A 26,393-nucleotide genomic window follows, 5' to 3' on the forward strand; every position below is an offset into this window, starting at 1 on the left:
ATAGTATATCAAGCCTCATTCTATTTACAAAATATTCTGCTCACGAAAAATTCTACAATAGCAAAAACAACGATCCTCGTATTTTGCAAGGCTGCTCTTATCTTTTGCTACATCTGAAAAGTAACTTTCTAATTATTTAAATAAAACTACAGTAGCACCGTTTCCTCCCATATTCATTGGAGCAAATTCATAAGAAGCCACACTACGATGTTTCTTCAAAGTCTTATGAACCCCTTGTTGAATTGCACCCGTACCACGACCGTGAATAATCGTCACACGAGGATATCCCGCTAATAAAGCTGCATCTAAGAACAATTCTAAATCCTTGATGGCTTCTTCATAACGTTTCCCACGTAGATCCAATTCCGTTGAAACATGACTCGAACGATGACTCTTCACAATCACTTGAGTTGGTTTACTTGGTTCTTCCTCAATACTAATTAAATCTTCAACAGGTAATTTCATCTTAATAATGCCCATTTGAATAACCCATTCTTGCTCGGAAATTTTTTCAACTAATGTTCCTCTTTGTCCAAAACTTGTGACTTCTACACTTTGTCCTGGGCGCAATGATTTCTTAGCTTTTTCACGTTTCAGTACTTTATTTTTCTTCAATGCTTGTTCATGTTTTAAATCTGTTAAAGCTGTTTTCTTCTCAATTAATTCGTGTTCTTTGACAACTGTTTCCTTACTCTTCAATTGCATTGCACGAATATCCGATAAGATTTTTTCTGCGTCTTCTTGACTTTGGGATACTAATTCATTGGCTTTTTCTTTTGCTTGTTCAATGAGTCGAGCTTTATTTTCTTTGAAGTTTTCTGTTTCAAGTTTCAATGCTTCTAGTAATTGAGAACTTTCTTTTAATTGTTGTTGAATCACTGATTTTTCTTGGTCTACAATACGACGTTTTCTTTCTAAATCAGAAATCATTTCATTCAATTCTTGGCTTTCAACAGAAATAAATTGTCGTGCTTGTTCAATTACAACTTTTGGAAGTCCTAGTCTTGCTGAAATATCAAAGGCATTACTTCTTCCTGGAACTCCTAGTAAGAATCGATACGTTGGTTGAAGCGTGTCACTATCAAACTCCATACTGGCATTAATCGTTCCTACTCGATTATATCCATAGACTTTCAATTCAGGATAGTGGGTCGTTGCAATTACATAACTTTGTTTTGTCCCAATATAATCTAAAATCGCAATGGCTAATGAAGCTCCTTCTTGCGGGTCAGTTCCTGAACCAATTTCATCCATTAACACTAAACTTTTCTCATCAATTTTATGTAAAATCGAAACGATATTTGACATATGAGATGAGAATGTACTTAAGTTTTGTTCAATCGATTGTTCATCTCCAATATCTGCAAAAATTTGCGTAAAGACACCTACACGACTGTCCGGTAGTGCTGGAATATATAATCCCATTTGTGCCATTAATTGGATAATCCCAATCGTTTTTAAAAGAATAGTTTTACCACCCGTATTTGGTCCAGTAATGACAATGGACTGATATTCTTGCCCTAAAATAATATCATTAGCGACTACTGATTTTGGCGAAATGAGCGGATGTCTTGCTTGCCAAATCGCTACATGGTTCTCTTCATCAATAATCGGTTCATTTGCTTTAATTTGTTTGGCATACAGCGCTTTTGCATTTGCGATATCTAAACGAGATAATACATAGTGATTTTGTGTTAAAGAAGGTGTATGAGGCATTAATTTTTCTGATAATTCTAGTAAAATGCGCTCGACTTCTTTCTTTTCTTGTAATTGATAATCTCGTAATTTATTATTCAAGTTTACAATCGCTTGTGGTTCCATAAATAATGTTTGCCCTGTTGCACTTTGGTCATGCACAATTCCACCAAAGGTTGATTTGTATTCTGCTTTAACAGGAACAACATAACGATCATTACGAATTGTAATTAAAGAATCCGTTAAATACTTCGCATATTTCCCAGTGACATACGTATCCAATTGTCCTTTAATTTCTTGTTCAGTTCTGGAAATTCCTTGACGAATTCCTTTTAATGCTATGGAGGCATCATCTAATACATACCCATCTTCACGGATAGATAACTGTAATTGTTTGGAAATTTCAGGTAAATATTCTAATTTTTCTACTAATTGTGGCAATCGATCTAATGTAATATCTTCTTCCTTCACTTTTTCAAAGAAAGTAGCCACTTGATTCGTTGTTTGTAATACTTTTAAAATTTCACTTAATTCTCTTCCATTTAATCCTGCTTCTACTTCTAATCGTTTAATCGATACACTGATATCTTCTAATTTAGGAATGGGGATTCCTTGCTTTAATCGTAAAAGCGTCACTGCATCTCTTGTTTCTTCAATTTTATGGCAAATTTTTTTAGCATTCGTTTCAATTGGTAATTGAAGAATCATTGTTTTTGCTTTTTGAGTATTCGCAAATTCTTTTACAGCATGTCTTATTTTATGAAATTCTAAAATATCTTCAATTTTTTGATTCATGCTTTCTCCTCCTTTTAGACAGAAAAAAAGTGAAAAATAAAATTATTTTCCACTCTTATAGATTCTACTATTCTTTGTTGAATAGATTTCTAATCATAGATTATGAAAACAACCACATTTTAACAATTCCTGAGAATAATGGTGTATGTGTCACAATCCAATTCGCTAGAGTATGTCCTTCAAAAATCTTTTGTACTGAATCTGTAGGAATCATCGCTACTAAATATAATACAAAGAAAATCGCTACATAGTGGAAAACAAATCCTAAAATCGCTCCCCCTAATGTATTAAATTGTTTAATAATTGGTAATTTTATCATTTCTTTAATCACTGTTGTAATCAAACGAACAATTGCCCAATTCACAACCATAATGATAATAAACGAGAATAAATAATAAAATGATTGATCCATTTCTAATGCTTGTCCATCCGAAAAAATCGCTAAATGTGTTCCAGGAATATAAGATGGGAAAGGTACATACATTTCAATCATTTTAGAAAATGCTCGATAGCAAAAAATAGCAATAAAAATAGAAATGATATATCCTACAAAATGAATTAATTGTAAAGCTAATCCTCTTCTAGCACCTGTATAAATTCCTAATAATAAAAATATTAAAATCCCTATTGTTACCATTAATTGCCTACTTTCTCCATAATTCTTCTTGATCAGCAAATTGTTTTTCAAATTGTTCCTTACGCTCTAGAGCAATACTTTGTCGTTTATTACCTCTATGATGTGAAACATTTTTCTTCAACTGTTGATTTTCTTCTTCTAACATCATCAATTCTTCTTGTTTTTCTAATTGTAAACTCACTGCATTAATCGCTAATAAAATGGCCTTTTCTTCATTAGAACATTCTTTCGCAACTTCACTAAGTTCATTCCACTGTTCATTTAATAATTTAATGACGCTATGCATATGCTGATGAGATTTTGTACCTAAAATGGTATAAGTCTTTCCAGCAATATTTGCACGATAACGCTGTTTCTTTTGAGACACAACTTTCATCCTTTCATTCGTTACCATATTGTTTTAAGTGTACCATTTTTTTGCAAAAAAAACACGTAAAATGAGATTTTTAAAACAAAAAAGAAGCCTCACGGCTTCTTTTTTACTTTAGAAGAATAAACTGTTATTTTTTTCTGATTGATAATTATCACGTACACGTTGAGCAGAACCAGGGTCCACTTGATTCAACGCTTTTTCAATAATTGCTAATGATTCTTCATAACGATAGAAATGATTAAATTGTTCTAAAGCTTGTTGAATAGCTGTATCAATTTCTGGATGATCTAAACGATAACGGTTCGCATGTTGAATCATGAACTCTGTTAATTGAGCATGATCAACAATTTCTTCTGTCATAATATCTAATTTTTCAACATCATCTTCAATCGTTTGATTTAATCCTGTAATTTCAGTCATATCTAATTTTACACGATTCATTAATTGAGATAATTGTTCGATACGAGAACTTGTTGCAAAGAATAATTCTAAATATTCTTTTGGTAAGCCTGGTAAATGATATTTTTCAATCGTACGTTTCATATTACGTAAATCTAATTCAAATACATCTAAGCCATCACGAATACTCTTCTCTTGTTGACTTAAATCAGTCAATGTATTTACTAATGATAATTGATTTTCATCAATTTCTTTTAAGGTATTTAATACAATTTCATAATGTTCTTTCACAATAGAATAAGGAACTTGTTGATTTTGTAATGCTTTACTGTAGTAAGCAACTGCCTCTTGTTCTTTTTCTAATTGTTTTGCAAAATCTTGCACACGATTAAATTCATTATTCGATAATACAAAGTTTTGAGATACACGATCGACTTCGATATTGACATAACGATTGCTTTGTAATACTTGATTTAATTTTCTCTCTACTTGAGCACGATTTCTTTGTACAAATGCTTTTGCTTCGATTTCAGTTTCCATTACTGCATATAATTGATCAATTTCACGCGCAACTTTATCTAATTGTTGACGAGCATCTTCTAATTCAGTTGCCTTAATATGTTCTCTTGCAACAGCAATAATTTCTTCAATTTTTTGAATTTCAGTCGGAATAGAAATTTTAGGGAATTGATAATGCTCTTCCACCATTTTTTGATAGCCTTCTTTTAAGTCAGCTACTTGGTCTTCATATTCTTCTTCGATTTCTTTTAAGTATTTAGGAACTTCTTCAACGATTTGTTCGAAATCTTGCATTTCAGCTTCGATTCGACCTAATACTTCTTTAGCTTCTAAGTGGTCACCTTCATTTGTTAGAGTATTAAATTTTGTAAAATCTAATTCTAAATAAGATAAACGTTTTTCTAATGACTCTAGTGCTTCACCAAATGAGAAACTATGTGCTAATAAATCTTTACGCATACTTGCATAACGTTCTTGTAATACTTCTAATTCTTCACGGTTTTTCTTTTCGCTATCTAATAATTTTTGTAATGCTGTGTAAATTTTATCGACTTCTGCTTTCGTTTCTTCAATTAATTGACTAGCTTGATTTGAAATTTGAGAACCTTTAACAAAATTCAAACGTTGTGTATATTGTTCAGCACTTACTAATGCTGCTTCAATCTCTGGAAAACGGAAACGAGTAATGGTTTGCCAAGTTGCTTGCCAAGTTTCATACGTACGTTTTGTTTGTCCTGTCAAATTCAGATTTTTTAAAGTAAATAAAATATCTGCAATTGGAACAGTCATTAATTTTTGTTTTTTAACTCCTAATTCTTCGATAACTTTACTTTGTTTTTGACTTAAGTAATGTGCTACTCCATAACCAATGGCACCGGCTACCACGATTATAAGTAAGAAATATACAAATCCCATATCTCTTCCTCCAAAATTTATTTATCTACATATTAATTTACATACAGGACTAGTATATCACGTTTGTATACTTTATAGCAAAAATTTTTTCGAAAAAAAGAACCAAAATCCGTCATTTATAGCGAATATTTGGTCCTTTAGAAAGATTCTTTTATTGATTATTTGATTAATTCATAAATTGCTTCTGCATAGATTGCTGCTGAACGGAATAAATCATCTAGTGCAAAGAATTCATTCGCTTGGTGCATTGTATCAATTGAATCTGGGAATAAAGCACCATACGCTACTCCACGTTCAAAAATACGACCATAAGTTCCTCCACCAATGGATTGTTCATGAGCTGGAAGTCCTGTTTGTTTTGCATACACCTCTAATAATGTTGCTACCAATGGATCTTCTGGTGAAACATAGTGAGGTACTTGAGATTTACCTGCAGAAACAGTCAATCCATAATTAGATGACACAGCATTTGCTTTTGCTTCTACTGTTTTTGCATCAATTCCACGTGGGTAACGGAAGTTAACTACTAATTTTCCTCCTACTTCAGGAGCAAATGTTAAAATACCTGCATTTGCAGTTAATGGTCCCATTACTGAATCTTCAAATGCCACATTTAATTTTGCACCATCTGTATCTAAGTGAAGCACATCTGCAGCAAAAGATAAGAAGTTTTTCGCTTGTCCTGCAAAATCATATTGATTTAAGAATGCTGCTAAATAAGTAGCTGCATTAATTCCTGCATGAGGAGTTGAACCATGAGCTGATTTACCAACTACATCTAATACAACTACACCTTCATTAACTGAAGCTGTTCCTTCAACTGGATTTTCAGCAATATAAGCTTCAAATGCTGCTACAAATTCTGAAGAATTTGGAACAACTACTTCTGCATGAGCATCTTGAGGTACCATGTTTTCTCTTAATCCAGAATTGAAGTTTTTCAATTGGAATTGTCCAGCACTTTCTCCTGCTGCTAACTCAAAATGTAGTGATAAAATTCCTTTTTCTCCATTAATAATTGGGAATTCAGCATCTGGTGAAAAACCAAAGTCTGGCATTTCTTCTGTTTGGAAGTAACGATCCATACATTTCCAACCAGATTCTTCATCTGTACCAATAATGAAACGAACACGTTTTGATACTGGTAATCCTAATTCTTTAATAATTTTTAACGCATAATAAGCTGCCATACTTGGCCCTTTATCATCACTTGAACCACGTGCATAAATACGGTCATTGATAATTTGTGGTTCAAAAGGATCTGTTTCCCAACCTGTTCCAACAGGCACAACGTCCACATGTCCTAATACTCCTAATGTTTCTTTATAATCAGGATTTGGAGCAAATTCAATATGACCTGCTAAATTTCCAACCATTTTTGTTGTAAATCCATCACGTTCCCCAATAGCTGAAAAGGCTTCTAAAGCTTTTTTAGGACCAGGGCCTACTGGTGCATCCTCACTTGCTTTTGAATCATCACGAACACTATCAATACGTAATAAATCAAATAAATCTTTTAATAAGTCTTCTTTACGGCTTTCGACTTCTTTTTTCCAATCAATTGTCATATTATCGCTCCTTTACGAAATTCATTAGGTTTATCTTATCATTTTTCCATATATTTTGCTAGAAGAGATAACTAAAAAAGGAATAAGAAACATTCATTTCTTACTCCTCTATTGATTACAATTCTACATTAAAAATTTTTAAGGCTTCTAATTCGGAATCCTTTAAACTACGAAACTCTCCGATTTTTAAGGATTCATCTAAATGTAATGGTCCCATACTGATTCGTTGTAAATCAACTACCGTTTTTCCGCAAGCTTTCACCATACGTTTCACTTGATGAAATTTACCTTCTTTTATCTTAATTTGGACAAGTGAAGCTTGATGATTTTCATCTACCGAAAGAATCTCTAAATGAGCCGGCATACATTCATAACCATCATCCAATGTAATTCCCTTTTCAAAAGAAACTTGATCCTCCTGAGTCATGATTCCTTCAATTTTAGCAACATAAGTTTTTTCCACATGTTTTTTTGGAGATAACATTGCATGACTTAAAGCTCCATTATTCGTTAATAATAGAAATCCATGCGTATCAATATCCAGTCTTCCTACAGGAAAGACTCCTCGTTTTTGTGCTAATTCACCAATTAAGTCCAACACGGTTGCATGTTTCGTATCCTCTGTTGCTGAAATAACCCCTTTTGGCTTATTCATCACATAGTACAAATATTTTTCATAATAGACTCTTTCATCATCTAAATAGATTTCATCTAATTTTTCATCGATTTGTACTTTACCATTCGTCACAATTTCTTGATTTTTTCGAACACGCTTTTGTTTTAAAATTAATTTTACTTGAGAACGTGTTGCTATTCCAGAATCGGCTAAAAACTTATCTAGTCTCACTCAACTTACTCCTTCATTTTTAGTTTTCTACGAATCGCAACCATTCTTTTCCCTAATAATTCGTCTGCTAATCTTGTATACAAGCTCATCATTGCATAAACAATCGCTCCAACAAAACCAACAATCGCAACAGCAATCAGCGCCATTAATTTTCCATCAATATTAATGATTTGTTTTAAACCTACTAGAGTTAAGGAACTGACAATCAGCATAATCAATGAAATTCCCATTACTTTTGCTAATTGAATAGCGACTTTTTTTAGATTAAATAAGGTTTGATAATATAAGTGATACCCCATATAAACGGTTGCTAAAATAAATCCAAGACTTGTCGCCCATAATGGACCTGCACCTTCAAAGAAATAAATCATCATCGGTTGCCATAACATTTTCACCACTAAAGCAATTACTAAAGCTTTAATCGCAATCATATGTTGCTGCATGGATTGTTGAATTGATGTAAAGACAGTAAAAGCCCCCATAAAAATACATAGAACACAAGAAATCATTAATAAATACGTTCCATCTTTACTTGGAGAATAAAACACATTATAAATTGGTTCTGCTACAACTGCCATTCCAACAGAAGCTGGAATCATAATAAAGGAATATAAACCAATATTTTCCTCAATAACATTTTTTACTTCTGCATGATTTTTCACGGAATAATGAGAAGCTAATAATGGTAATGCCGCTGTTGAAATACTAATGGCAAGAGATAAAATAATCATAATAATTTTATTGGCATTAAATCCAAAAATTGTTAATAATTCTTTACTTTGTTCAAAATTCAAATGAGTAAATGTCATCGCTAGTGGTTGGAAAGTTTCTTGATCCAAAATACTAATTAACTGAATACTTGAAGTCACAATCACAAATGGTAAGGCTTCACGAATCACTTCAAATACAATTCGCCCAAAACTCATGTTACGAGCAGGACGCCCTTCACTCATTAATTGCTTCATGCCAGGCATATCTTTCCACATTTTATACCCTAAATAGACAAATGCAACAACCGCCCCAACAAATGCAGCAAAAGTTGAATGCGCAACTGCAACAGCATAACTGCCACCGAATAATTTCATGACAATGAACGTTAAGAGTAACATATAAATAATACGTACGATTTGCTCCCACAATTGAGATTTAGCAGAAGGTGCCATATCACTATAGCCTTGATAATATCCTCTTAATAAACTTAATGGTGGAATAATCACTACCGCTGGAACAAGTGAACGAATGACCATGATACTATCTTGAATTTCTTGAGCAGAACCTCCTTTTGCAAAATAAGGAGCCGTTACATACATGACAATCGCACTGACAATTCCTGTTGCGGTCATAAATAACATTCCGCCTTTAAAAATATTCCAACTTGTCTCGTAATCTTTTCTTGATTGATTATCTGCCACAATTTTTGAAATCGCTACTGGAATTCCAGCAGTTGAAATTTGTAATACTAAAGCATAAATATTGTATGCAATGAAATATAAGAAGTTTGCATCATCCCTTTGAGTCGCAAACATTGCTCCCCATGGAATGATATATAAAGCTCCTAGTAATCTAGAAACCATACTACCAATCGTTAACCAGGAAGAACCTTCTAATAATATTTCTTTTGAATCTCTTTGCATACGGATTTTATCACTTAATCCAATTGATTTTTTACTATTCCGTATCATAATATCCTACTTTCATGAAAAGTTTTTCTAATCCTAAGCGTACAATATTTTTTGGCTATTGTAAAATAAAAAATAGAATGACTATTTTAGCATTTTTCTACTAAAATAATCACTCTATTTTTTCGTACTCTAATATATAAGCGAAACCCAAAGACTTTTCATAGTAGTATTGGTGATAAAATCCAAGTGTAGCTTTTATCACTGGAAAATTTGAGACCTTAGGCTCAAATTTTAGGCATGAGACCGCAGGGCTGCTGCCGTCCATTACTACTATAACCAAAAAGTCATTTAAAATTAAGGCTGGACCAAATGGTGCTTAAATGCATATATCGTCGCTTGTGTACGGTCTTCTACTTGCAACTTCGATAAAATATTCGAAACATGCGTTTTAACCGTTTTTAAAGTAATAAAACACTCGTCCGCAATTTCCTGGTTCGATTTCCCTTGCGCAATCAACAAAAGCACTTCTTTTTCACGACTCGTTAATTCTTCAAACAAACGAAATTCTTCTTCTACTTCGTGACGATGTTCTAACTTCTCACTCACTTCTTTTTCGAATACTCCTTCTCCACGATAAGTATCACGAATCGCTTGAGCAATTTCAGAAGCAGACGAAGTTTTTAGTAAATAACTTTTTGCTCCAGCACTAATAGCTGGATAAACTTTTTCATCATCAATAAAACTTGTCACAATAATAATTTTAGCTTCTTTCCATTTAGATAAAATTTCTTTTGTCGCTTCAATTCCATCCATCACAGGCATTACTAAATCCATTAAAATAATATCTGGTTTTAATTCTAGTGCTTTTTCAACACCGATTTTCCCATTTTCTGCTTGAGCTATTACTTCAATATCTTCTTGAACAGATAAATAGGCTGATACACCTAATCGAACCATTTCATGGTCATCTACTAATAAAACTTTAATCATTCAACTACTCCTTCTCCTGCTTTTGTGGAATTTTTATTTCAATAATGGTTCCTTGATTGGCAATACTTATGATTTTGCATTGCCCTCCCATTCCTGCAACACGTTCTTCAATATTTTTCAAACCATAACTACCTGCTTTTGAAACACTTGTATCAAATCCAATTCCATCATCGACTAGTTTTAAAATAATATAATCATCCTTTTGTTTTAAAAAGACTTCTAATTGTTTGGCTTTTGCATGTCGTAATGTATTGGACACCAATTCTTGTACAATTCTAAAAAGATGATCTTCAAAAGTACTAGGTAGTGTCACTTCATCTAATTCCCAATGAAGCGATAATTGCACTTTTGTCGTTAATTCTTTTAATAAGCTTTCAATCCCTTGAACTAATGTTTTATTTTCAAGTGAAATCGGACGTAAGTGTAATAATAAAGCTCTCATTTCTGATTGAGAATCATTGATAACTTTCTCTACTAATGCTAATTGTTGCTGGATTGCTGGAGATAATTGTTCTTTTTGCTCATTCATCGCAGAAAGCATCATCATCGCAGCAAATAATTGTTGACTCACCGAATCATGTAATTCTCGAGCAATACGATGTCTTTCCAATTCAATAATTTCTTCCTTCGTTTCTTCACCAATATATTCTGGTCTAGAAGAAATCTGTTGAAGATTTTGAACCAGTTGTTCCTGCATTTCTGCTATTTTAGCAGTTTCTTGGAAAAATGTATCCAATCGAATCATTAATAAAGGACGATACCAAATTTCATCCACCGATTTTTTTACATTTGAATATTGTTGATTTCTAATGGCTTCTAATTGATTGTACATAACAGAATCCGTTAATCGCTGTAAGAAAAATACAATACTTGCTGCCATAAAAGTAATAACAAATACAATTAATGTTACTACAAGAAATAATATAATTAATTGATTAGACGACAGTTTTTCAAATAACTCAATCCCAAATAAAGAATGAATAACATTTACACCAATTAGAAAAATACTAGAGACAAAGAGAAACACAACAAAACAGATTCGTAAAAACCACTTTTTCATGCTTCAATCACCTCAATTTCTCCTACAAGAACTGACGAGATAATGTTTATTTTTTTATGACTCGATTCAAAGCGTTCTGAATACATCGTAATCGTCTCATTTTTTAATTCTAACTGTTGCCCATCAAACTTTGCTTCACCAATAAATGCATTATGACAAAGTTTCACGCCAACCCCAATAGGAACAATAACACGAATACGTCCAATGCCTTTTCGAATCATAATGGTATTCTGTTCATTTGGAAGAACCGTATTTCCTAAATCAATAATCGTGTCTCCCATTAAATGGCTAATATTAATATCATCCCATTCAAAAGTGTCTTTTCCAATTTTTTGAACTCCAATCCATTCCTGTCTTTGTGTTTCAAATCGGTCTGACGGTTCTTTTAGCTTAACGGAAACATATCTTTTTTTCTTCCAAATCCATTCACTATCATCTGAAAAGTATTTTTTAATTAATTTTCTACCATAAGAAAGACCATAAACAATTAAAATACTTCCTGCTAACCAAATTCCCCATGTAGAAAATACAGATAATAAAATCATTAATATTCCAAAGAAAATTCCATTTGTACGAATAAATCGATTTTTTAATTGAACGGCAATTCCTACAAAAATAATTCCTAAAACAAATAAAAACAGCAAGTGGTGATTCGTGAATAATTGAAAACCTGTTAAAAACATCCCAATGGCTATAATAAATAGGATTAAGATGAATCGATTCTTTTTCATTTCTACCCTTCTTTCTTTAGAGTAATTTCTCACTATAAAAGTAACATATTCCTTCTTTCCTGACCATCCATCTAAAGACTGATTTCAAAAAAATGCTAGGTTAGCGAACCTTTTTGTTAGGTTTTATTCTAACATTTCGGCATCACTTGTCCTAGCATTTCATTTGTTACACAGTTGGTGGATTTTGTGAGTCATTTTCATGATCAAAAGCATCTAAGTTTACTTTTCTTGGCTTACTTCCTTCTGAAGGCCCTACGTAACCTCTTGCTTCTAACTCTTCAATTAAACGAGCTGCACGATTGAATCCAATTTTAAATCGGCGTTGAATATAAGAAGTACTAATCGTTTCTAATTCTCGAATCATTTCTAATACTTCATAAAACAAATCATCTTCAGGATCATCCGAACTACCCTCTGATGTTTCTGGAAGCATCATTGTCTCGTCATATTCCACTTCTTGTTGTGTTTTTACAAATTCGACAATTCTTTCTACTTCTTCATCGGTTAAATAAGCTCCTTGCACACGAATCGGCTTATTTTCACCCATTGGAATGTATAACATATCTCCTCGACCAAGTAATTTTTCAGCACCACTTGAATCAATAATCGTACGAGAATCTGTACCACTGGATACTGCAAAGGCAATTCTTGAAGGTACATTTGCTTTAATAATTCCGGTAATAACATCAACTGATGGACGTTGCGTTGCTAAAATCATATGAATCCCCGCTGCACGAGCCATTTGCGCTAAACGAATAATCGCATCTTCGACTTCATTACTCGCAACCATCATTAAATCTGCTAACTCATCCACAATCACTACAATATATGGAAGTAATGGATTCTCTTCTCCAGTTTCAGCATTATAAGAAGCTACATGCGCATTATAACCATCGATATTTTTCATTCCCATTGCCGCAAACATTTCATAACGTTTTTCCATTTCACTCACAACTTTTTTCAAAGCTTGCGCTGCTTTTCTTGGATTCGTTACAACAGGCGTTAATAAATGAGGAATCCCATTATAGCCATTTAACTCTACCATTTTAGGGTCAATCATCATTAATTTAACTTCATGCGGTTTTGTCTTCATCAAAATACTTGTAATAATCCCATTAATACAAACGGACTTACCACTACCCGTTGAACCAGCAATTAATAAGTGCGGCATTTTAGAAATATCACATAATCGAACATTTCCAGAAATGTCTCTTCCTAGAGGCACATCCAATGGTTTTGGTGATTGAAGAGCTGCTTGAATCACATCACTGAAAGCCACAAAACTCGTTTTACTATTTGGAACTTCAATTCCTACATAAGGTTTTCCAGGAATTGGCGCTTCAATACGGATATCTTTTGCAGCAAGAGCTAAAGCAATATCATCACTTAAATTCACAATTTTGCTAACCTTCACTCCAATAGCAGGCTTAATTTCAAATTTAGTTACAGCAGGCCCTACTAATGGATTTGGCATCACTTTTGCCTCAACTCCAAAACTTTCAAACGTTCTTTCTAAAATTTTAAGATTCTTCTCAACAATCATTTTTTCATCTGATTGATCAGATGGTGGAATTGGATTTAATAATGTTAATGGTGGCAATTGATAATCTGAATCATCAGTTCCTCCATTAATGACAAAGTCTTCTAAATCTTCCGTATCTTCCTCTACTTCTGTTGGTTCGACAAAAGGATTGAAAGAAGTTGGTTCTTCTCTTTTCGGTTGAACAAACTCTTCTTCTACAACTGGTTTTGTAACAGGTGGTGGTGTTACTTCTGGATAAATTTCTTCAAACTCATCCTCTTCTTCCTCTTCATCAAAAACAAAGTTTTTCATCTTGTCTATTAAGGAAGGTTTCTTTTCTTTTACTTCTTTTGGTTTTGCTTCAATCACTTCTGGTTTAGTTTCACGAACTTGAGAAGCTTTTTCCGCTTTATTTTCTTCTAACTGGTGTTTAACTTGGGCTGTCCAATTTCTTAAAACTTCGAAAACATCTCTTAAGTGAATTTCAAATGCTACGAATATGGAAATCATAAATAGTACGAAAATCGTCAAATAAGTTCCCCATTGAGAAACTAAGAAATAAGTAATCGTATAAAATAATGCTCCAATCATCCCCGAACCTAAATTTTGTTCGATAGCATTTGCTTTAAAATCAATCGCATAACGAGCCATCATTTCTTTAAATAATTGACCGCCTTCTTGAACATGATTACTAAATACAGCCACTTCTACCCAAAGAAAAATCGCAATTAAAAGACATGTAGCAACTCCAATCCATTTTTTCGGAATAGAATGTATTCTTCCACGGAATAAAACTCCTATTGAAGCGAGTATGCCAACAATACCCGCATATATAAATAAATCTCCTACAAAAAAACGAATACTATTGGCAAAAAATCGTCCTAAAAATCCTAATTTAAAAATGGCTAACAATTGAATTAGAATCAATATCGCCATCACAATTTCAATGGATATTGTAGACTCAGTCTTCTTTTTTGTAGATTTTCTTTTTCTCTTTTGTTCTTGCTTAGCCACTTTACTCTCCTTCTGAATATAGTTTTCCTTCTGGTGTTAAAATCAATACACCATAATAGATTTGCAAACAATCCTCACAGGACTCACAATATTCACATTCATTTTCATCCCAAAATGCGCAAGAAAAATGTTTCTCACGTTTCTTTTGATATTTAGCTGTATATGTTTCTACTAATTGTTTATAAAGTTCTTTTGCTTCTTCTAGAGTGGAACAAGATTCTTCTAAAACAATCATCTCTTTCCAGTCGTCCATCATCCACCAAGGCTCATCGACTCCTTTTGTTTGGATAACACAATACATATCTATCACCTCTCTTGAACAGTATACCAGACTTTTTCAAAACTTGTTATCTTCATCCATTGAAAATTCATATATTTTTGATAGGATAGTTAAAAAGGAGGAATTCAAATGATTACTTTACGTCTAAGAGTTTGGGGACTTGTTCAAGGAGTTGGATTTCGTTTTTATACAAAACGTTTAGCAGATCATTTACAAATAAACGGAATGGTAAAAAATAAAATCGATGCTTCCGTTGAAATCATTGTCCAGGATACTCCGGAGAGAGCCTATGCTTTTGTAGACCGAGTAAAAACCTCTCCCCCATCTCCATATGCAAAAATCCGTTCATCAACATTAGAAATTATTGAAAATGAACCGATTTATAAAGGTTTCTCAATTTATTATTAAGGATAAAAATAAAAGAGAGAGAACCACATACGACTGATTTTCATTGCTATTCTATTCAATATAAAGTAAAATGATTGTGTTTAACAGAAAAAAATAAAGGAATGTGATTCATGAAATTAACAAAAAAAGTTCAATTAGCTGCTCTATCGAGCTTACTTGTACTATTCCTATCCGGATGTGTACAAATCGACAAAGCCACTAATCAACCGTATGGAATTGTATACGATTATTTAGCAGTACCGACTCAAACCATTTTAAACTGGATTGCTTCAGCAATCGGTGGAAACTATGTCATTTCTATTATGATTGTTTCAATTGTAGTTCGTATTATTTTAATGCCAACTATGTTTAAACAAATGAAAACAATGTTAATGAACCAAGAAAAAATGGCATTATTAAAACCATATATTGATAAAATGAACGAACGTTATGGGGATGACCCAACACCAGAACAACGTATGGAAGTTCAACAATATACAATGGATATTTATCGTTTAAATAATGTTTCATTAACAGGTGGGATTGCTTCTGGATGTCTTCCAGTATTAGTCACAATGCCAGTCTATAGTGCTTTATATAATGCGATTTTATACTCTCCTGAAATTTCAAATAGTTCATTTATGGGAGTTTCATTAGGTAGTACGTATTTACCAATTGCGATTGCAACTGCCGTTATTTATTTAATCCAAGGATATATTAGCCAATTATATATGGATGAAACGCAAAAGGCTCAAGCTAAAGCTACTCTATATATGATGCCAGTCATGATGCTATTGTTCACGGTTGGTACAGCTGCAGGGATTGGGATTTACTTCTTCACTTCTGGTTTAACTGCAATCTTACAAACTTGGATTCAAAACCAATTCATTCGTCCAAAAGTAAAAGCTGAAATCGATGCAGAATTAGAAGCACAAGGAAATTCAGTTATCTTACCAGATACAACTAACACTGTTAAGACTGCTAATAATACAACTGTTTCACCTACTCAACAAACATTTGCGCAAAGAAACCGCACATCAACAGGAAAAAATAGCGGAAAACAAAATAGAAAATAAAAAGGTCTTTCCTTACTTAATAGCATTAGGACGCCAGTAGCCAGCTACGCTGTCTCTTGGCTAAAATTCGAACCTTGGTCTCGAATTTACCTGTAATATTATCTGCTTTTGCAGATAATATTACCCATGCTATTAAAGAAAAGACCTTTTTATTTTATCCTTTTTTTAACAGCCATACGAAAAAAAGTGAAAAAAAATAATTTTCAAACGTTTAACCCTATAAAAAAACGTGAAGTTAGAAGTCTCCTTCCTTACTTCACGACAATGGTTCCGTCTACTAAATAACTTTTCTTTCGAATGGGTCGATGCTGATTCCTTGTTCTAATACTTGTTTTGCGTATTCTTTTGCTCCGAACAATGAATGATCTTTATAGTTTCCACATTGTACTGCTGAAATTCCTTGAATATCTTCAAAACGAATTTCATTCACAATTTGTTCTAATGTTGCTTTTAGCGCAACTGCAATTGTTTCTGCACTTGGTGTTCCCCATGTAATTAAATGGAATCCTGTACGGCATCCAAATGGAGAGATATCAATAATTCCGTCTACTCTATCTCTTAATAAGTCCGCTAATAAATGTTCAAATGTATGAATCACACCTGTTGGCATTTCTTGCTTATTTGGTTGTAAGAAACGAATATCGAAATTTGTAATACGATCTCCTTTTTCTCCAACTTCTTCTGTAATTTTACGCACATAAGGTGCAATCACTTTATTATGATCTAATGTGAAACTTTCTACTTCTGCCATAACAAAACCTCCTAGTAATCAGTATAACAGAGCCAATATACACCAAAATAGAAAGTACTGTCAATGAAATGAAATTCATTCCTTTATGTAGTTTTAAAGTATCGTGCTATAATCGATAAAGAAATTATTGACAACAAAAGGAATTTATTATGAAAAGAAAAACAACATTCAGACGAAAACTATTTTATTTTTTAAGTCCTCTAATCATTCTTATCAGTTTGATTATTGGCTATTTTATTTATGGTTATACGGCTTATTATCGTTTAGAAGATAATCTACCTTTATCAGTTACAAGCCATACAGATCAATCTCTCAACACTGGAAAAGATTATACCATCTCCTCTTTTAATATCGGATATGGAGCTTACCCTCAAGACTATAGCTTCTTTATGGATGGCGGAAAATATTCAAGAGCCTATAATCGACAAACCGTATTAAATAATATGCAAGGAATCCAAAATGCTATTCAGATGATTCAACCAGATATTGCTCTATTCCAAGAAATAGATACAGATGGAGATCGTTCCCAACATGTGGATGAAGTGGAATTTATCACTCAGGCGTTTGAGAAACAAAATTGGGTATTTGGACAAAACTATGATTCACCTTATTTATTTTATCCACTATTAGATCCCATTGGAAAAGCAACTTCTGGACTCCTAACGATGTCAAAATACACGATTCAATCTAGCCAACGATATAGTTTACCAATTGAAACGAATTTCAATAAATTTTTCGATTTAGACCGAGCTTTTACCGTTAGTTACTTACCCGTTTCAAATCAGAAGCAATTAGCATTAATCAACATTCACTTATCTGCATATACAAAAGATCCAACGATTGGAAAAAGCCAATTAGAAAAGCTATTCCGCTATATGGAAAGTGAATATGAAAAAGGAAACTATGTCATTGTCGGTGGTGACTTTAATCATGATATTTTACTTGGAAAAAGTCCGGAAGTCTTCCAAACATCCGATGAACCACAAACTTGGACTCATCCATTCCCAGTAGAAAATCTTTCAAAGCACTTTACATTAGCCACTCAAGGATTAGCAGAACAAAAAATCCCTTCAGCTCGTGCATTAGATGAAGGCTACCAAAAAGGAAGAACTTTTGTAACATTAGTCGATGGATTCATTATTTCAGACAATGTACAATTCAACCATGTCCAAGCACATGACTTAGAATTCCAACATTCCGATCACAACCCAGTTTCAATGAGTTTTACATTGAAATAGAAGAAAGACTTTTTGCATTCGCAAAAAGTCTTTCTTATTTTATCCAAGATATATTATTAATTTGAGTTTTTCTTACTTTTTTATATTTTCTAACATCACTTTCATGTAAAGTAATCAATCTATAATAATTTCCTACTTTTCTTAACCCTAATACCAAAGCAGTTCTTCCTTGTTCCTCAAAGAAAACTAAATCAAGATGCATGTTATTACTATTTAAGTCTTTATTTAAAACACAAACTTTCACTTTTTTATCATAGAAAATTCTTTCTATAAAAGAATAATTATTAAATCTAGAAAACATCTTCCTAAAATTAGTACTTTTTGTTAAATCAGATAAAAATAATTTATTATCTTTTATACTTTGTATACTTGTAGTAGCATTGATACTTTTATCTAATACATAATGTAAGCCCAATAAATGATGCAAATCAAGTTCATGAAAGAGAACAACTATTTTATCAAATTTAGGATAGTTTATCTCCAATAAACATTTTTTATGACAAAACTTTTCATGATAATCAATTAAAACACTTTGTAAAGTTGCATCATTATCCATAGTCGCTCCTTAAAGCAAAAAAAATAAGCACGGAACGGAAAAGTCTCCGAACAAGACAATCGATTAGTTACTCATATAAAGCAACTAACTCCCTACTGTTGTGCTTTTTAGGCTTATCGCAAGGGAACAGTTCATTAGCTCTGCCAAGCAGTGTAACGTGCTTTTTTACACTTCTATATCACTATAGATTATTGGAAAAATCTGTAATTGAAAGGATAAAAATTCTCCCTCAACTCTGACATAATTCTATAATAACTATTTTCTTTTGTCAATTTATAGCAAATCTATCGGTTTTTACTTTCAAATTCATCAAGATATAATACTTCAACTTGTCCTGACCAATCTAATATACAACCAATGAAATCAACAATATCTAAATCCTTCATTTCATATGTTTCCCCATTATTCACACTGGCAGTTGCATCTTCAATATACGTTACTTTATAACCTCTATCTGAAGCAATAATAGCAGAAAATAAACAACAATATTCTGCATTTAATCCTGTAATCACAACTTCTTTAATTTGATGCTTCAATAAGATCTCCGTCAAATCTTTACATTGAAAAATATTTGGACTTTCTTTTTCAATAATATAGTCTGCTAAAACTGACAATTCCTCATCTAAACTTCCACTTTCATTTCCATTGTAAATAATACTATTTTCATCATTATCAATATGTCTCGTATTAATAATAATATCTCCATTTTGCTTAAAAATGTTTTGTAATTTTAAAATATTTTTTCTTAATTCGTCAAAATGTCCACGTTCTAACATACCTTTTTGACAGTCTAATACAATTAGTACTTTCATTTGTTCTCCTTTATAACATTCTTATCTATTATAGTTGCATAACGACACTATCAATTTTATCTCAATAATCTCTGATTGTCATTAAACAAAGCTTATTCATTTTGTACAAGAAATAGAAGTAGTAATTCTCTGGTACTTTTCCCATTCTAACTTAAAATTGGTTATTATTTAGTTGAAACGTAAGTCATTTATGATAAAAAGAAAAAAACTTTTCTTCGTAGCAAAAGTACTTTGTACAGGGAAAATTTGAGACCTAGGCTCAAATTTTAGCCATGAGACAGCATTTGCTGGCTGCTGGCGACCTTGCTACGTAAGGAAAGTTTTTTTCTTTTTATCGGTTACCCGACACTCCCTTCCATCTCATACGCAATTAATCGGTTTAATTCAACTGCATATTCCATTGGAAGTTCTTTTGTAAATGGTTCAACGAATCCCATGACAATCATCTCTGTTGCTTCAGATTCACTAATTCCTCTACTCATTAAGTAGAATAATTGTTCTTCAGAAATTTTTGATACTTTTGCTTCATGTTCTAAAGCGACTTTATCATTATGGATTTCGTTAAATGGAATTGTATCTGATTTCGATAAATCGTCCATAATAATCGTGTCACATTCGATATGAGAAATTGAATAATCAGATTTCTTACTAAAGGTTACTTGTCCACGATAGTTTACAACACCGCCATCTTTTGCGATTGATTTTGAAACAATCGAACTAGAAGTATGAGGTGCATTATGAATCATTTTTGCCCCTGTATCTTGATGTTGACCTTCTCCAGCAAAGGCAATTGATAACATTGTCCCTTTTGCATAAGGCCCTTCTAAAAATACAGAAGGATATTTCATTGTGGTTTTTGCTCCTAAGTTTCCATCAATCCATTCAACTGTTCCATGAGCTGCTGCACGAGCACGTTTTGTTACAAGATTGTAGACATTATCAGACCAGTTTTGAATCGTTGTATAACGGCAGTATCCACCTTCTTCTACGAAGATTTCTACAATTGCAGCGTGTAAGCTGTTTGATGAGTATGTTGGTGCTGTACATCCTTCTACATAGTGTACGCTTGCACCTTCATCTACGATAATTAATGTACGTTCAAATTGTCCCATATTTTGGTCATTAATACGGAAGTAGGTTTGAAGTGGAACATCACATTTTACGCCTTTTGGTACGTAAATAAACGTTCCACCTGACCATACTGCTGAGTTTAATGCTGCTAATTTATTATCTGTTGGTGGTACTAATTTTGCAAAATATTTTTCGAATAATTCTGGGTATTCTTTTAATGCTGAGTCTGTATCAGTGAAGACAATTCCTAGTTTATCGAATTCTTCTTTCATATTGTGATACACAACTTCTGACTCGAACTGTGCAGATGCCCCTGCTAAATAAGCACGTTCTGCTTCTGGAATCCCAATTTTTTCAAATGTATCTTTGATTTTATCAGGAACATCATCCCAAGAACGAGCTGGTTTATCACTCGCACGTTTGAAATAGGTAATTGCATCAAAATCAATATCTGATAAATCTGCTCCCCATGTTTGCATTGGCATTTTTTCAAATGCTTTTAAAGATTTTAGTCGGAATTCAAGCATCCATTCTGGTTCGTTTTTCATTTTTGAAATTGTACGAACGACTTCTTCGCTTAATCCAACTCCACTATCAAATACGGGCGTTACATCTTCATGAAAGCCATACTTGTAATCTTCTAATTCTGGAACTCCACTCATTTTTAAATTCCTTTCTTGTTTTTCTGTTCAACTGCTTTTTCTAATGCTTTCCATGCTAAGGTTGCACATTTTATACGTGCAGGAAATTTAGAAACTCCACTTAGTAAGGCAGCATCTTCTAATCGATCTTCGTTCACACTTTGTCCTTGTACTAATTTTGAGAAATCTTCTGCTAATTCTAAAGCTTCTGGCAAAGTTTTTCCTTCTAAAATAACACACATCATACTGGCACTTGCCATACTAATCGAACAACCTTGTCCATCAAAGCAAGCACTTGTAATATGACCATCGTCTGATAATTCTAATTGTAACTGTAATACATCGCCACAAGTCGGATTATTCAACTCGATAACTTCAGCTGTTTTTTCAGTTTGAATCCCTTTATGACGAGGAAAATTTGAATGGTCTAAAATCACTTGACGATATAATTGATCTAATTTAGATAAAGCCATCTGAGAAAAACTCCTTTACTTTTTGTAATGCTTCTATGAAAAATTCAGCTTCTTCCATTGTATTATAAATATAAAAACTAATACGAGCAGTCGAAGAAACGCATAAATCTCTCATTAATGGTTGTGCACAATGATGTCCTGCACGAATTGCGACTCCTTCCATATCTAAGGCAGTTGCTAAATCGTGAGGGTGAACGCCATCCATTGTAAATGAAATCACGCCACTTCTTCTTGAAACATCTGTTGGACCATGAACGGTCACACCTTCCATTTGTGTTAATTGGTCATAAACATATGCTACTAATTGTTGTTCATGGGCATGAATGTGATCCATACCAATTTGTTCTAAATAATCAATCGCTGCTCCTAGTGCTATTCCACCAGCAATATTAGGTGTTCCTGCTTCAAATTTCCATGGAAGTTCATTCCATGTACTTTCTTTTTCATACACAAAGTCAATCATTTCTCCACCAAATTCAATGGGTTGCATTTCTTCTAATAATGCTTGCTTTCCATATAAGACACCAATACCTGTTGGAGCTAACATTTTATGTCCACTAAACGCATAAAAATCACAATCCAAGTCTTGTACATCAATTTTCATATGAGGTGCTGCTTGAGCTCCATCAACAACTAATACGCCTCCAACTTCATGGACGATTTTTGCTAATTCTTTAATCGGCTGAATGGTTCCTAACACATTAGAAGCATGCGCAATTGAAACAATTTTTGCTTGATGAGTTAACACTTCTTTTGTAGCTTGTAAATCTAGCTCACCTTCCTCGGTTAATGGAAGGAAGTTTAAACTAGCTCCTGTTTGAAGTGCTAATTGTTGCCATGGAACAAAATTTGAATGATGCTCCGTTTTACTAATCCAAATCTCGTCTCCTTCATGTAGGCGATATTTAGCAAAACCTTGCGCCACCCAATTGATTCCAGTCGTTGTACCTCTTGTAAACAATACTTCCTTTATCGAAGAAGCATGGATAAATGCTTGAACTTTTTGACGACTCGCTTCATAGGCATCTGTTGCTAGTTGAGCGAGTGTATGCACGCCACGATGAATATTGGCATTATAATGACGATAATACTCTTCCATACAACGAATCACACTTTCAGGCTTTTGCGTTGTAGCGGCATTATCTAAATAGACTAATGGTTCATCATTAACGGTTCTAGTTAAAATTGGAAAATCTTTTCGAATGTCTTTACTGTTCATCATTTTTCGCCAACTTTTGATCTATCATTTCTACTAATTCTTTTTGTGTATTTTGTGCTGGAATGGCACTAATTACAGAACCTAAGAATCCACGAATTACTAAACGTTTCGCTTCTGCTTGGCTAATTCCACGGCTTGTTAAGTAGAATAATTGTTCATCATCCACTTGTCCTACACTTGCCGCATGTCCTGCTGTTACTTCATTTTCATCAATTAATAAAATTGGGTTTGCATCTCCACGTCCGCCTTCAGAAAGCATTAATACACGGCTCTCTTGTTGTGCATCTGCGAATTTTGCTCCTTTAATAATATGTCCAATTCCATTAAATGTTAACGTTGATTTATCAAGAATAACTCCATGTTGTAAAATATGTCCCACTGAGTGGTTTGCATAGTTTGTCACTCTTGTATCAATTCCTTGAACTTGTTTACCAGTTGAAATAGCAACCACATTAACTTTTGCAGTAGAACCTGCTCCACGTAATTCACTATCGAAGTCTGCGATTACATTTCCGTCATTCATAATGCCTAATGCCCATTCAATAGTCGCATCTTTTTCTAAATAGCCTCGACGATTAATGTAGGCATCCGTTGGTTGTCCTAATGTATCAACTGCTGCAAAATGAACTTTTGCTCCTTCTTTTGCAATCACTTCTACAATGATATTCGCAGTATTTTTACGATCTCCAATACTTTCGAAACGTTCCACATAAGAGAGTGAACTATTTTCTTCTGCAACAATTAATACGTGTTTAACAAATGCTTCGTCTACTGTATTATTTTGTACAAAATGAGATTCAATAATGTCTTCTAAAATAACATTTTTAGGAACATAAATGAAAATTCCTGAATTGACCATTGCAGCATGATACGCTGTTAAGCTATCTTCATCCACTGGTACAGCTTTTGTCATATAATATGGTTTCACTAATTCTGGATATTGTTGTAATGCTTCAAATAAATCCATTACTAATACATCTTGCATAGCTGTTTCAACATTCATCTCTTCCCAGTAAGAAACTGCTCCTAATTGAACAATTTTTGCACTTCCTACTGCACTTGGAATGTCTTTTTCTAATTCTGTAATGAGTGAGTTTGCTTCTCCAATTTCACTTTGGAATAAATTCCAGCGATGGAATTTTACACGCTCAATAAATGGTAATGGTAATTGTTTCGCTAATTCCAATGCTTTTAAACGAATGTCTAAAAACCAATCTGGTTCATTCTTTAGAAGTGAGAATGAAGTCAGTTGTTCTGGTGTTACGGTTAATTTCTCTGCCATTCTCTTTCTCCTATTCTTGATGTTCTAAAGAAATTCCTAATTCTTCACTAATTCCTTTATATCCTTCTGCTTCTAGACGTTTTGCTAATGCAGCATCTCCTGTCATTACGACACGTCCATCCATCATAATATGAACAACATCTGGTTCAATATAGTTTAATAAACGTTGATAGTGAGTAATAATTAATGATCCAAAGTTTTCTCCACGCATAGCATTCACACCACGAGAAACAACTTTAAGCGCATCAATATCTAACCCTGAGTCAATTTCATCTAAAATAGCAAAACTTGGCTCAATCATCATTAATTGAAGAATTTCATTACGTTTCTTTTCTCCACCAGAGAATCCTTCATTCAAGTAACGTTCTGCCATTTCTTCTGGCATATCTAAAATTGCCATTTTTTCATCTAATTTTTTGATGAACTCACGAACACCCATTTTATTGTCTTCATCACGACGAGCATTAATAGCTGAACGCATAAATTCTGCATTTGTTACTCCAGCAATTTCACTTGGATATTGCATTGCTAAAAATAGACCTGCACGAGCACGTTCATCTACTTCCATTTCAAGAACATTTTCTCCATCTAATAAGATTTCACCTTCTGTTACTTCATAACTTGGATGTCCCATAATTGCTGCAGAAAGAGTTGATTTTCCTGTTCCATTCGGTCCCATAACTGCATGGATTTCTCCAGTATTGATGGTTAAATTAACACCTTTTAAAATTTCTTTATCTTCAATTGACACATGTAAATTTTTAATTTCTAATGTTGCCATTATTAAGCCCCTTTCAAAATAAATCCTCAATGATATAACAGATATTTTTATCTGTCACATTAAGAATATTTTATCCTAAATGAGAACGATTATCAAAAGATAACGATTTTTTCGGATATTCTTTTACAATTTTTTCCATTCTTTTCATATAAAAATCTTTTCATTTTTCTGAAAATGGAGTATTATATAAACTACTTACAATGCGAAAGGGGAAAATCAGATGCAACAATATCCTTTAATAGGAATTTCAGGGAATCATCGTCAAGATAATACTGAACAAGATCCCTATTTATTATCCTATGCACCAAATGGATTTGTTACTGGATTAGAAAAAGCAAAAGCCATTCCAGTAATCTTACCGATTGTTTCTCGAGAAACAGCTCACGAATATATTTCAAGAGTTGACGCATTAGTTTTATCAGGAGGGCAAGATGTTTCACCTCTTTTATATGGAGAAGAACCTCATCTAAAATTAGGTAGAACTTATCCGATTAGAGATACCTTTGATCTTGCACTTATTGAAGAAGCTTATCGTCAACGTAAACCTATTCTAGCAATCTGTCGAGGCTTTCAAATTTTAAATGTTGCCTTTGGAGGAACCTTATATCAAGACTTACAATCGCAATATACAGAATCAAATATTTTACATTTGCAAAAAACGATGCCTTCAATGGCCACTCACTCCATTGAAATTTCAAAAGACAGTGAATTAGCAAAAATTCTTGGTACGAAAGCAGCTATTAATTCTTATCATCATCAAGGGATTAAAAACCTTGCTCCAAACTTCAAAGCTGTTGCTTGGAGTTCAGATGGATTAATCGAAGCTTTTGAATCAAATGAAGATGGACATTACATTATCGCTCTTCAAGGTCATCCGGAAGCGATGATTCATAACGATAAAGGAATGCAAGAATTATTCAACCATTTTGTAGAATACGTAAGAGAAAAAAGACTTTTCTAACATGTAGTATTTAGGACACAAGCAGCCTCGCTTTGCGAGTCTCATTGCTAAACATCGAGCCTAGGTCTCGATGTTTCCTACAATAAAAGCCACTCCAAGTGGCTTTTATTGTTCATACTACATTGAAAAGTCTTTTCTCTTTTTGTCGGTGCAAAAAATACCGCAGAATAAGAAATTC

At 33.2% G+C, this 26,393-nt stretch carries 24 protein-coding genes; 4 read left to right on the top strand and 20 right to left on the bottom strand.

The genetic code is table 11. From position 1 onward, the window contains the following. Positions 1–132 precede the first annotated feature (132 nt). From RWR88_RS02740 to RWR88_RS02795, 12 genes are all read right to left on the bottom strand, one after another. Positions 133–2,490 carry an endonuclease MutS2 gene (locus RWR88_RS02740; RefSeq protein WP_314450561.1) on the bottom strand — a complete coding sequence of 786 codons (2,358 nt, stop codon included), beginning with the start codon at positions 2,488–2,490 and terminating at the stop codon, positions 133–135. Positions 2,491–2,590: 100 nt separating this feature from the next. Next, positions 2,591–3,127 carry a CvpA family protein gene (locus RWR88_RS02745; RefSeq protein ID WP_314450562.1) on the bottom strand — a complete coding sequence of 179 codons (537 nt, stop codon included), beginning with the start codon at positions 3,125–3,127 and terminating at the stop codon, positions 2,591–2,593. A gap of 7 nt (positions 3,128–3,134) precedes the next feature. Beyond that, positions 3,135–3,494: a cell division protein ZapA gene (gene zapA / locus RWR88_RS02750; protein ID WP_314348584.1), complete on the bottom strand. Its 360-nt coding sequence runs from the start codon at positions 3,492–3,494 to the stop codon at positions 3,135–3,137. Positions 3,495–3,611: 117 nt separating this feature from the next. After that, on the bottom strand, positions 3,612–5,333 hold the full coding sequence (locus RWR88_RS02755) for a septation ring formation regulator EzrA (protein ID WP_006702893.1): 1,722 nt from the start codon (positions 5,331–5,333) through the stop codon (positions 3,612–3,614). A 158-nt stretch (positions 5,334–5,491) separates the two neighbouring features. Further along, positions 5,492–6,901, bottom strand: a complete 1,410-nt coding sequence (gene pepV / locus RWR88_RS02760) for a dipeptidase PepV (protein ID WP_314450563.1) — start codon at positions 6,899–6,901, stop codon at positions 5,492–5,494. A gap of 115 nt (positions 6,902–7,016) precedes the next feature. Then, entirely contained in the window at positions 7,017–7,748 is a 732-nt protein-coding gene (locus RWR88_RS02765; protein WP_314450564.1) for a pseudouridine synthase, read from the bottom strand. A gap of 5 nt (positions 7,749–7,753) precedes the next feature. Further along, positions 7,754–9,430: a polysaccharide biosynthesis protein gene (locus RWR88_RS02770; RefSeq protein ID WP_314450565.1), complete on the bottom strand. Its 1,677-nt coding sequence runs from the start codon at positions 9,428–9,430 to the stop codon at positions 7,754–7,756. Between the two features lie 294 nt (positions 9,431–9,724). After that, positions 9,725–10,360: a response regulator transcription factor gene (locus RWR88_RS02775; protein ID WP_006702897.1), complete on the bottom strand. Its 636-nt coding sequence runs from the start codon at positions 10,358–10,360 to the stop codon at positions 9,725–9,727. Between the two features lie 4 nt (positions 10,361–10,364). Beyond that, a complete protein-coding gene (locus tag RWR88_RS02780) occupies positions 10,365–11,420 on the bottom strand; it encodes a sensor histidine kinase (protein WP_314450566.1) in 1,056 nt (351 codons plus the stop codon). After that, a complete protein-coding gene (liaF, locus tag RWR88_RS02785) occupies positions 11,417–12,151 on the bottom strand; it encodes a cell wall-active antibiotics response protein LiaF (RefSeq protein WP_314450567.1) in 735 nt (244 codons plus the stop codon). The genes RWR88_RS02780 and liaF overlap by 4 nt, the downstream gene beginning before the upstream one ends. Before the next feature lie 166 nt (positions 12,152–12,317). After that, the gene (locus RWR88_RS02790; protein ID WP_314450568.1) at positions 12,318–14,687 is read right to left on the bottom strand and encodes a DNA translocase FtsK; all 2,370 of its coding nucleotides are present in this window, start codon (positions 14,685–14,687) and stop codon (positions 12,318–12,320) included. 1 nt (position 14,688) lies between these two features. Then, the gene (locus RWR88_RS02795) at positions 14,689–14,988 is read right to left on the bottom strand and encodes a DUF1033 family protein (protein ID WP_314450569.1); all 300 of its coding nucleotides are present in this window, start codon (positions 14,986–14,988) and stop codon (positions 14,689–14,691) included. A gap of 108 nt (positions 14,989–15,096) precedes the next feature. On the opposite strand from RWR88_RS02795, the gene RWR88_RS02800 reads away from it, so the two are divergent. Next, entirely contained in the window at positions 15,097–15,375 is a 279-nt protein-coding gene (locus tag RWR88_RS02800) for an acylphosphatase (RefSeq protein WP_314450570.1), read from the top strand. A 110-nt stretch (positions 15,376–15,485) separates the two neighbouring features. Then, positions 15,486–16,430 (top strand): membrane protein insertase YidC, encoded by a 945-nt coding sequence (gene yidC / locus RWR88_RS02805; protein ID WP_314450571.1) that lies wholly within the window; start codon positions 15,486–15,488, stop codon positions 16,428–16,430. A gap of 277 nt (positions 16,431–16,707) precedes the next feature. Here the strand turns inward: yidC and RWR88_RS02810 are convergent, their stop codons facing one another. Beyond that, positions 16,708–17,181: an S-ribosylhomocysteine lyase gene (locus tag RWR88_RS02810; protein ID WP_314353707.1), complete on the bottom strand. Its 474-nt coding sequence runs from the start codon at positions 17,179–17,181 to the stop codon at positions 16,708–16,710. Positions 17,182–17,330: 149 nt separating this feature from the next. Here RWR88_RS02810 and RWR88_RS02815 point away from each other — a divergent pair, with 149 nt between their 5' ends. Next, positions 17,331–18,419 (top strand): endonuclease/exonuclease/phosphatase family protein, encoded by a 1,089-nt coding sequence (locus RWR88_RS02815; protein ID WP_314450572.1) that lies wholly within the window; start codon positions 17,331–17,333, stop codon positions 18,417–18,419. A 34-nt stretch (positions 18,420–18,453) separates the two neighbouring features. Here the strand turns inward: RWR88_RS02815 and RWR88_RS02820 are convergent, their stop codons facing one another. The 7 genes from RWR88_RS02820 to sufC all read right to left on the bottom strand — a co-directional run bounded on the left by RWR88_RS02820 (position 18,454) and on the right by sufC (position 25,254). Next, positions 18,454–18,975, bottom strand: coding sequence for a PBECR4 domain-containing protein (locus RWR88_RS02820; RefSeq protein WP_314348573.1), 522 nt, complete (start codon positions 18,973–18,975; stop codon positions 18,454–18,456). Positions 18,976–19,259: 284 nt separating this feature from the next. Then, entirely contained in the window at positions 19,260–19,787 is a 528-nt protein-coding gene (locus RWR88_RS02825) for an isochorismatase family cysteine hydrolase (RefSeq protein ID WP_314450573.1), read from the bottom strand. 338 nt (positions 19,788–20,125) lie between these two features. Continuing rightward, the gene (gene sufB, locus RWR88_RS02830; RefSeq protein ID WP_314450574.1) at positions 20,126–21,520 is read right to left on the bottom strand and encodes a Fe-S cluster assembly protein SufB; all 1,395 of its coding nucleotides are present in this window, start codon (positions 21,518–21,520) and stop codon (positions 20,126–20,128) included. Positions 21,521–21,522: 2 nt separating this feature from the next. Then, the gene (gene sufU, locus RWR88_RS02835) at positions 21,523–21,972 is read right to left on the bottom strand and encodes a Fe-S cluster assembly sulfur transfer protein SufU (protein ID WP_314450575.1); all 450 of its coding nucleotides are present in this window, start codon (positions 21,970–21,972) and stop codon (positions 21,523–21,525) included. Further along, positions 21,959–23,194 (bottom strand): cysteine desulfurase, encoded by a 1,236-nt coding sequence (locus RWR88_RS02840; RefSeq protein ID WP_314450576.1) that lies wholly within the window; start codon positions 23,192–23,194, stop codon positions 21,959–21,961. Before RWR88_RS02840 ends, sufU begins: the two co-directional genes overlap by 14 nt. Beyond that, complete coding sequence (gene sufD, locus RWR88_RS02845; protein WP_314450578.1) at positions 23,181–24,473, bottom strand: Fe-S cluster assembly protein SufD; 1,293 nt, start codon at positions 24,471–24,473, stop codon at positions 23,181–23,183. The genes RWR88_RS02840 and sufD overlap by 14 nt, the downstream gene beginning before the upstream one ends. 10 nt (positions 24,474–24,483) lie before the next feature. Next, positions 24,484–25,254: a Fe-S cluster assembly ATPase SufC gene (gene sufC / locus RWR88_RS02850; protein ID WP_006702912.1), complete on the bottom strand. Its 771-nt coding sequence runs from the start codon at positions 25,252–25,254 to the stop codon at positions 24,484–24,486. Between the two features lie 220 nt (positions 25,255–25,474). Here sufC and RWR88_RS02855 point away from each other — a divergent pair, with 220 nt between their 5' ends. Beyond that, a complete protein-coding gene (locus RWR88_RS02855) occupies positions 25,475–26,215 on the top strand; it encodes a gamma-glutamyl-gamma-aminobutyrate hydrolase family protein (RefSeq protein ID WP_314349856.1) in 741 nt (246 codons plus the stop codon). Positions 26,216–26,393 lie beyond the last annotated feature (178 nt).

Origin of the sequence: uncultured Granulicatella sp. (assembly GCF_963528195.1) — a bacterium.
Lineage (GTDB): Bacteria > Bacillota > Bacilli > Lactobacillales > Aerococcaceae > Granulicatella.

What these genes read in the sequence shown, in the direction of transcription:
- RWR88_RS02740 (WP_314450561.1), bottom strand. Translation starts at nt 2,490, where the DNA reads ATGAATCAAAAAATTGAAGATATTTTAGAATTTCATAAAATAAGACAT.
- RWR88_RS02745 (WP_314450562.1), bottom strand. Translation starts at nt 3,127, where the DNA reads ATGGTAACAATAGGGATTTTAATATTTTTATTATTAGGAATTTATACA.
- RWR88_RS02755 (WP_006702893.1), bottom strand. Translation starts at nt 5,333, where the DNA reads ATGGGATTTGTATATTTCTTACTTATAATCGTGGTAGCCGGTGCCATT.
- pepV (WP_314450563.1), bottom strand. Translation starts at nt 6,901, where the DNA reads ATGACAATTGATTGGAAAAAAGAAGTCGAAAGCCGTAAAGAAGACTTA.
- RWR88_RS02770 (WP_314450565.1), bottom strand. Translation starts at nt 9,430, where the DNA reads ATGATACGGAATAGTAAAAAATCAATTGGATTAAGTGATAAAATCCGT.
- RWR88_RS02775 (WP_006702897.1), bottom strand. Translation starts at nt 10,360, where the DNA reads ATGATTAAAGTTTTATTAGTAGATGACCATGAAATGGTTCGATTAGGT.
- RWR88_RS02780 (WP_314450566.1), bottom strand. Translation starts at nt 11,420, where the DNA reads ATGAAAAAGTGGTTTTTACGAATCTGTTTTGTTGTGTTTCTCTTTGTC.
- liaF (WP_314450567.1), bottom strand. Translation starts at nt 12,151, where the DNA reads ATGAAAAAGAATCGATTCATCTTAATCCTATTTATTATAGCCATTGGG.
- RWR88_RS02795 (WP_314450569.1), bottom strand. Translation starts at nt 14,988, where the DNA reads ATGTATTGTGTTATCCAAACAAAAGGAGTCGATGAGCCTTGGTGGATG.
- RWR88_RS02800 (WP_314450570.1), top strand. Translation starts at nt 15,097, where the DNA reads ATGATTACTTTACGTCTAAGAGTTTGGGGACTTGTTCAAGGAGTTGGA.
- yidC (WP_314450571.1), top strand. Translation starts at nt 15,486, where the DNA reads ATGAAATTAACAAAAAAAGTTCAATTAGCTGCTCTATCGAGCTTACTT.
- RWR88_RS02810 (WP_314353707.1), bottom strand. Translation starts at nt 17,181, where the DNA reads ATGGCAGAAGTAGAAAGTTTCACATTAGATCATAATAAAGTGATTGCA.
- RWR88_RS02815 (WP_314450572.1), top strand. Translation starts at nt 17,331, where the DNA reads ATGAAAAGAAAAACAACATTCAGACGAAAACTATTTTATTTTTTAAGT.
- RWR88_RS02820 (WP_314348573.1), bottom strand. Translation starts at nt 18,975, where the DNA reads ATGGATAATGATGCAACTTTACAAAGTGTTTTAATTGATTATCATGAA.
- RWR88_RS02825 (WP_314450573.1), bottom strand. Translation starts at nt 19,787, where the DNA reads ATGAAAGTACTAATTGTATTAGACTGTCAAAAAGGTATGTTAGAACGT.
- sufB (WP_314450574.1), bottom strand. Translation starts at nt 21,520, where the DNA reads ATGAGTGGAGTTCCAGAATTAGAAGATTACAAGTATGGCTTTCATGAA.
- sufU (WP_314450575.1), bottom strand. Translation starts at nt 21,972, where the DNA reads ATGGCTTTATCTAAATTAGATCAATTATATCGTCAAGTGATTTTAGAC.
- RWR88_RS02840 (WP_314450576.1), bottom strand. Translation starts at nt 23,194, where the DNA reads ATGATGAACAGTAAAGACATTCGAAAAGATTTTCCAATTTTAACTAGA.
- sufD (WP_314450578.1), bottom strand. Translation starts at nt 24,473, where the DNA reads ATGGCAGAGAAATTAACCGTAACACCAGAACAACTGACTTCATTCTCA.
- sufC (WP_006702912.1), bottom strand. Translation starts at nt 25,254, where the DNA reads ATGGCAACATTAGAAATTAAAAATTTACATGTGTCAATTGAAGATAAA.
- RWR88_RS02855 (WP_314349856.1), top strand. Translation starts at nt 25,475, where the DNA reads ATGCAACAATATCCTTTAATAGGAATTTCAGGGAATCATCGTCAAGAT.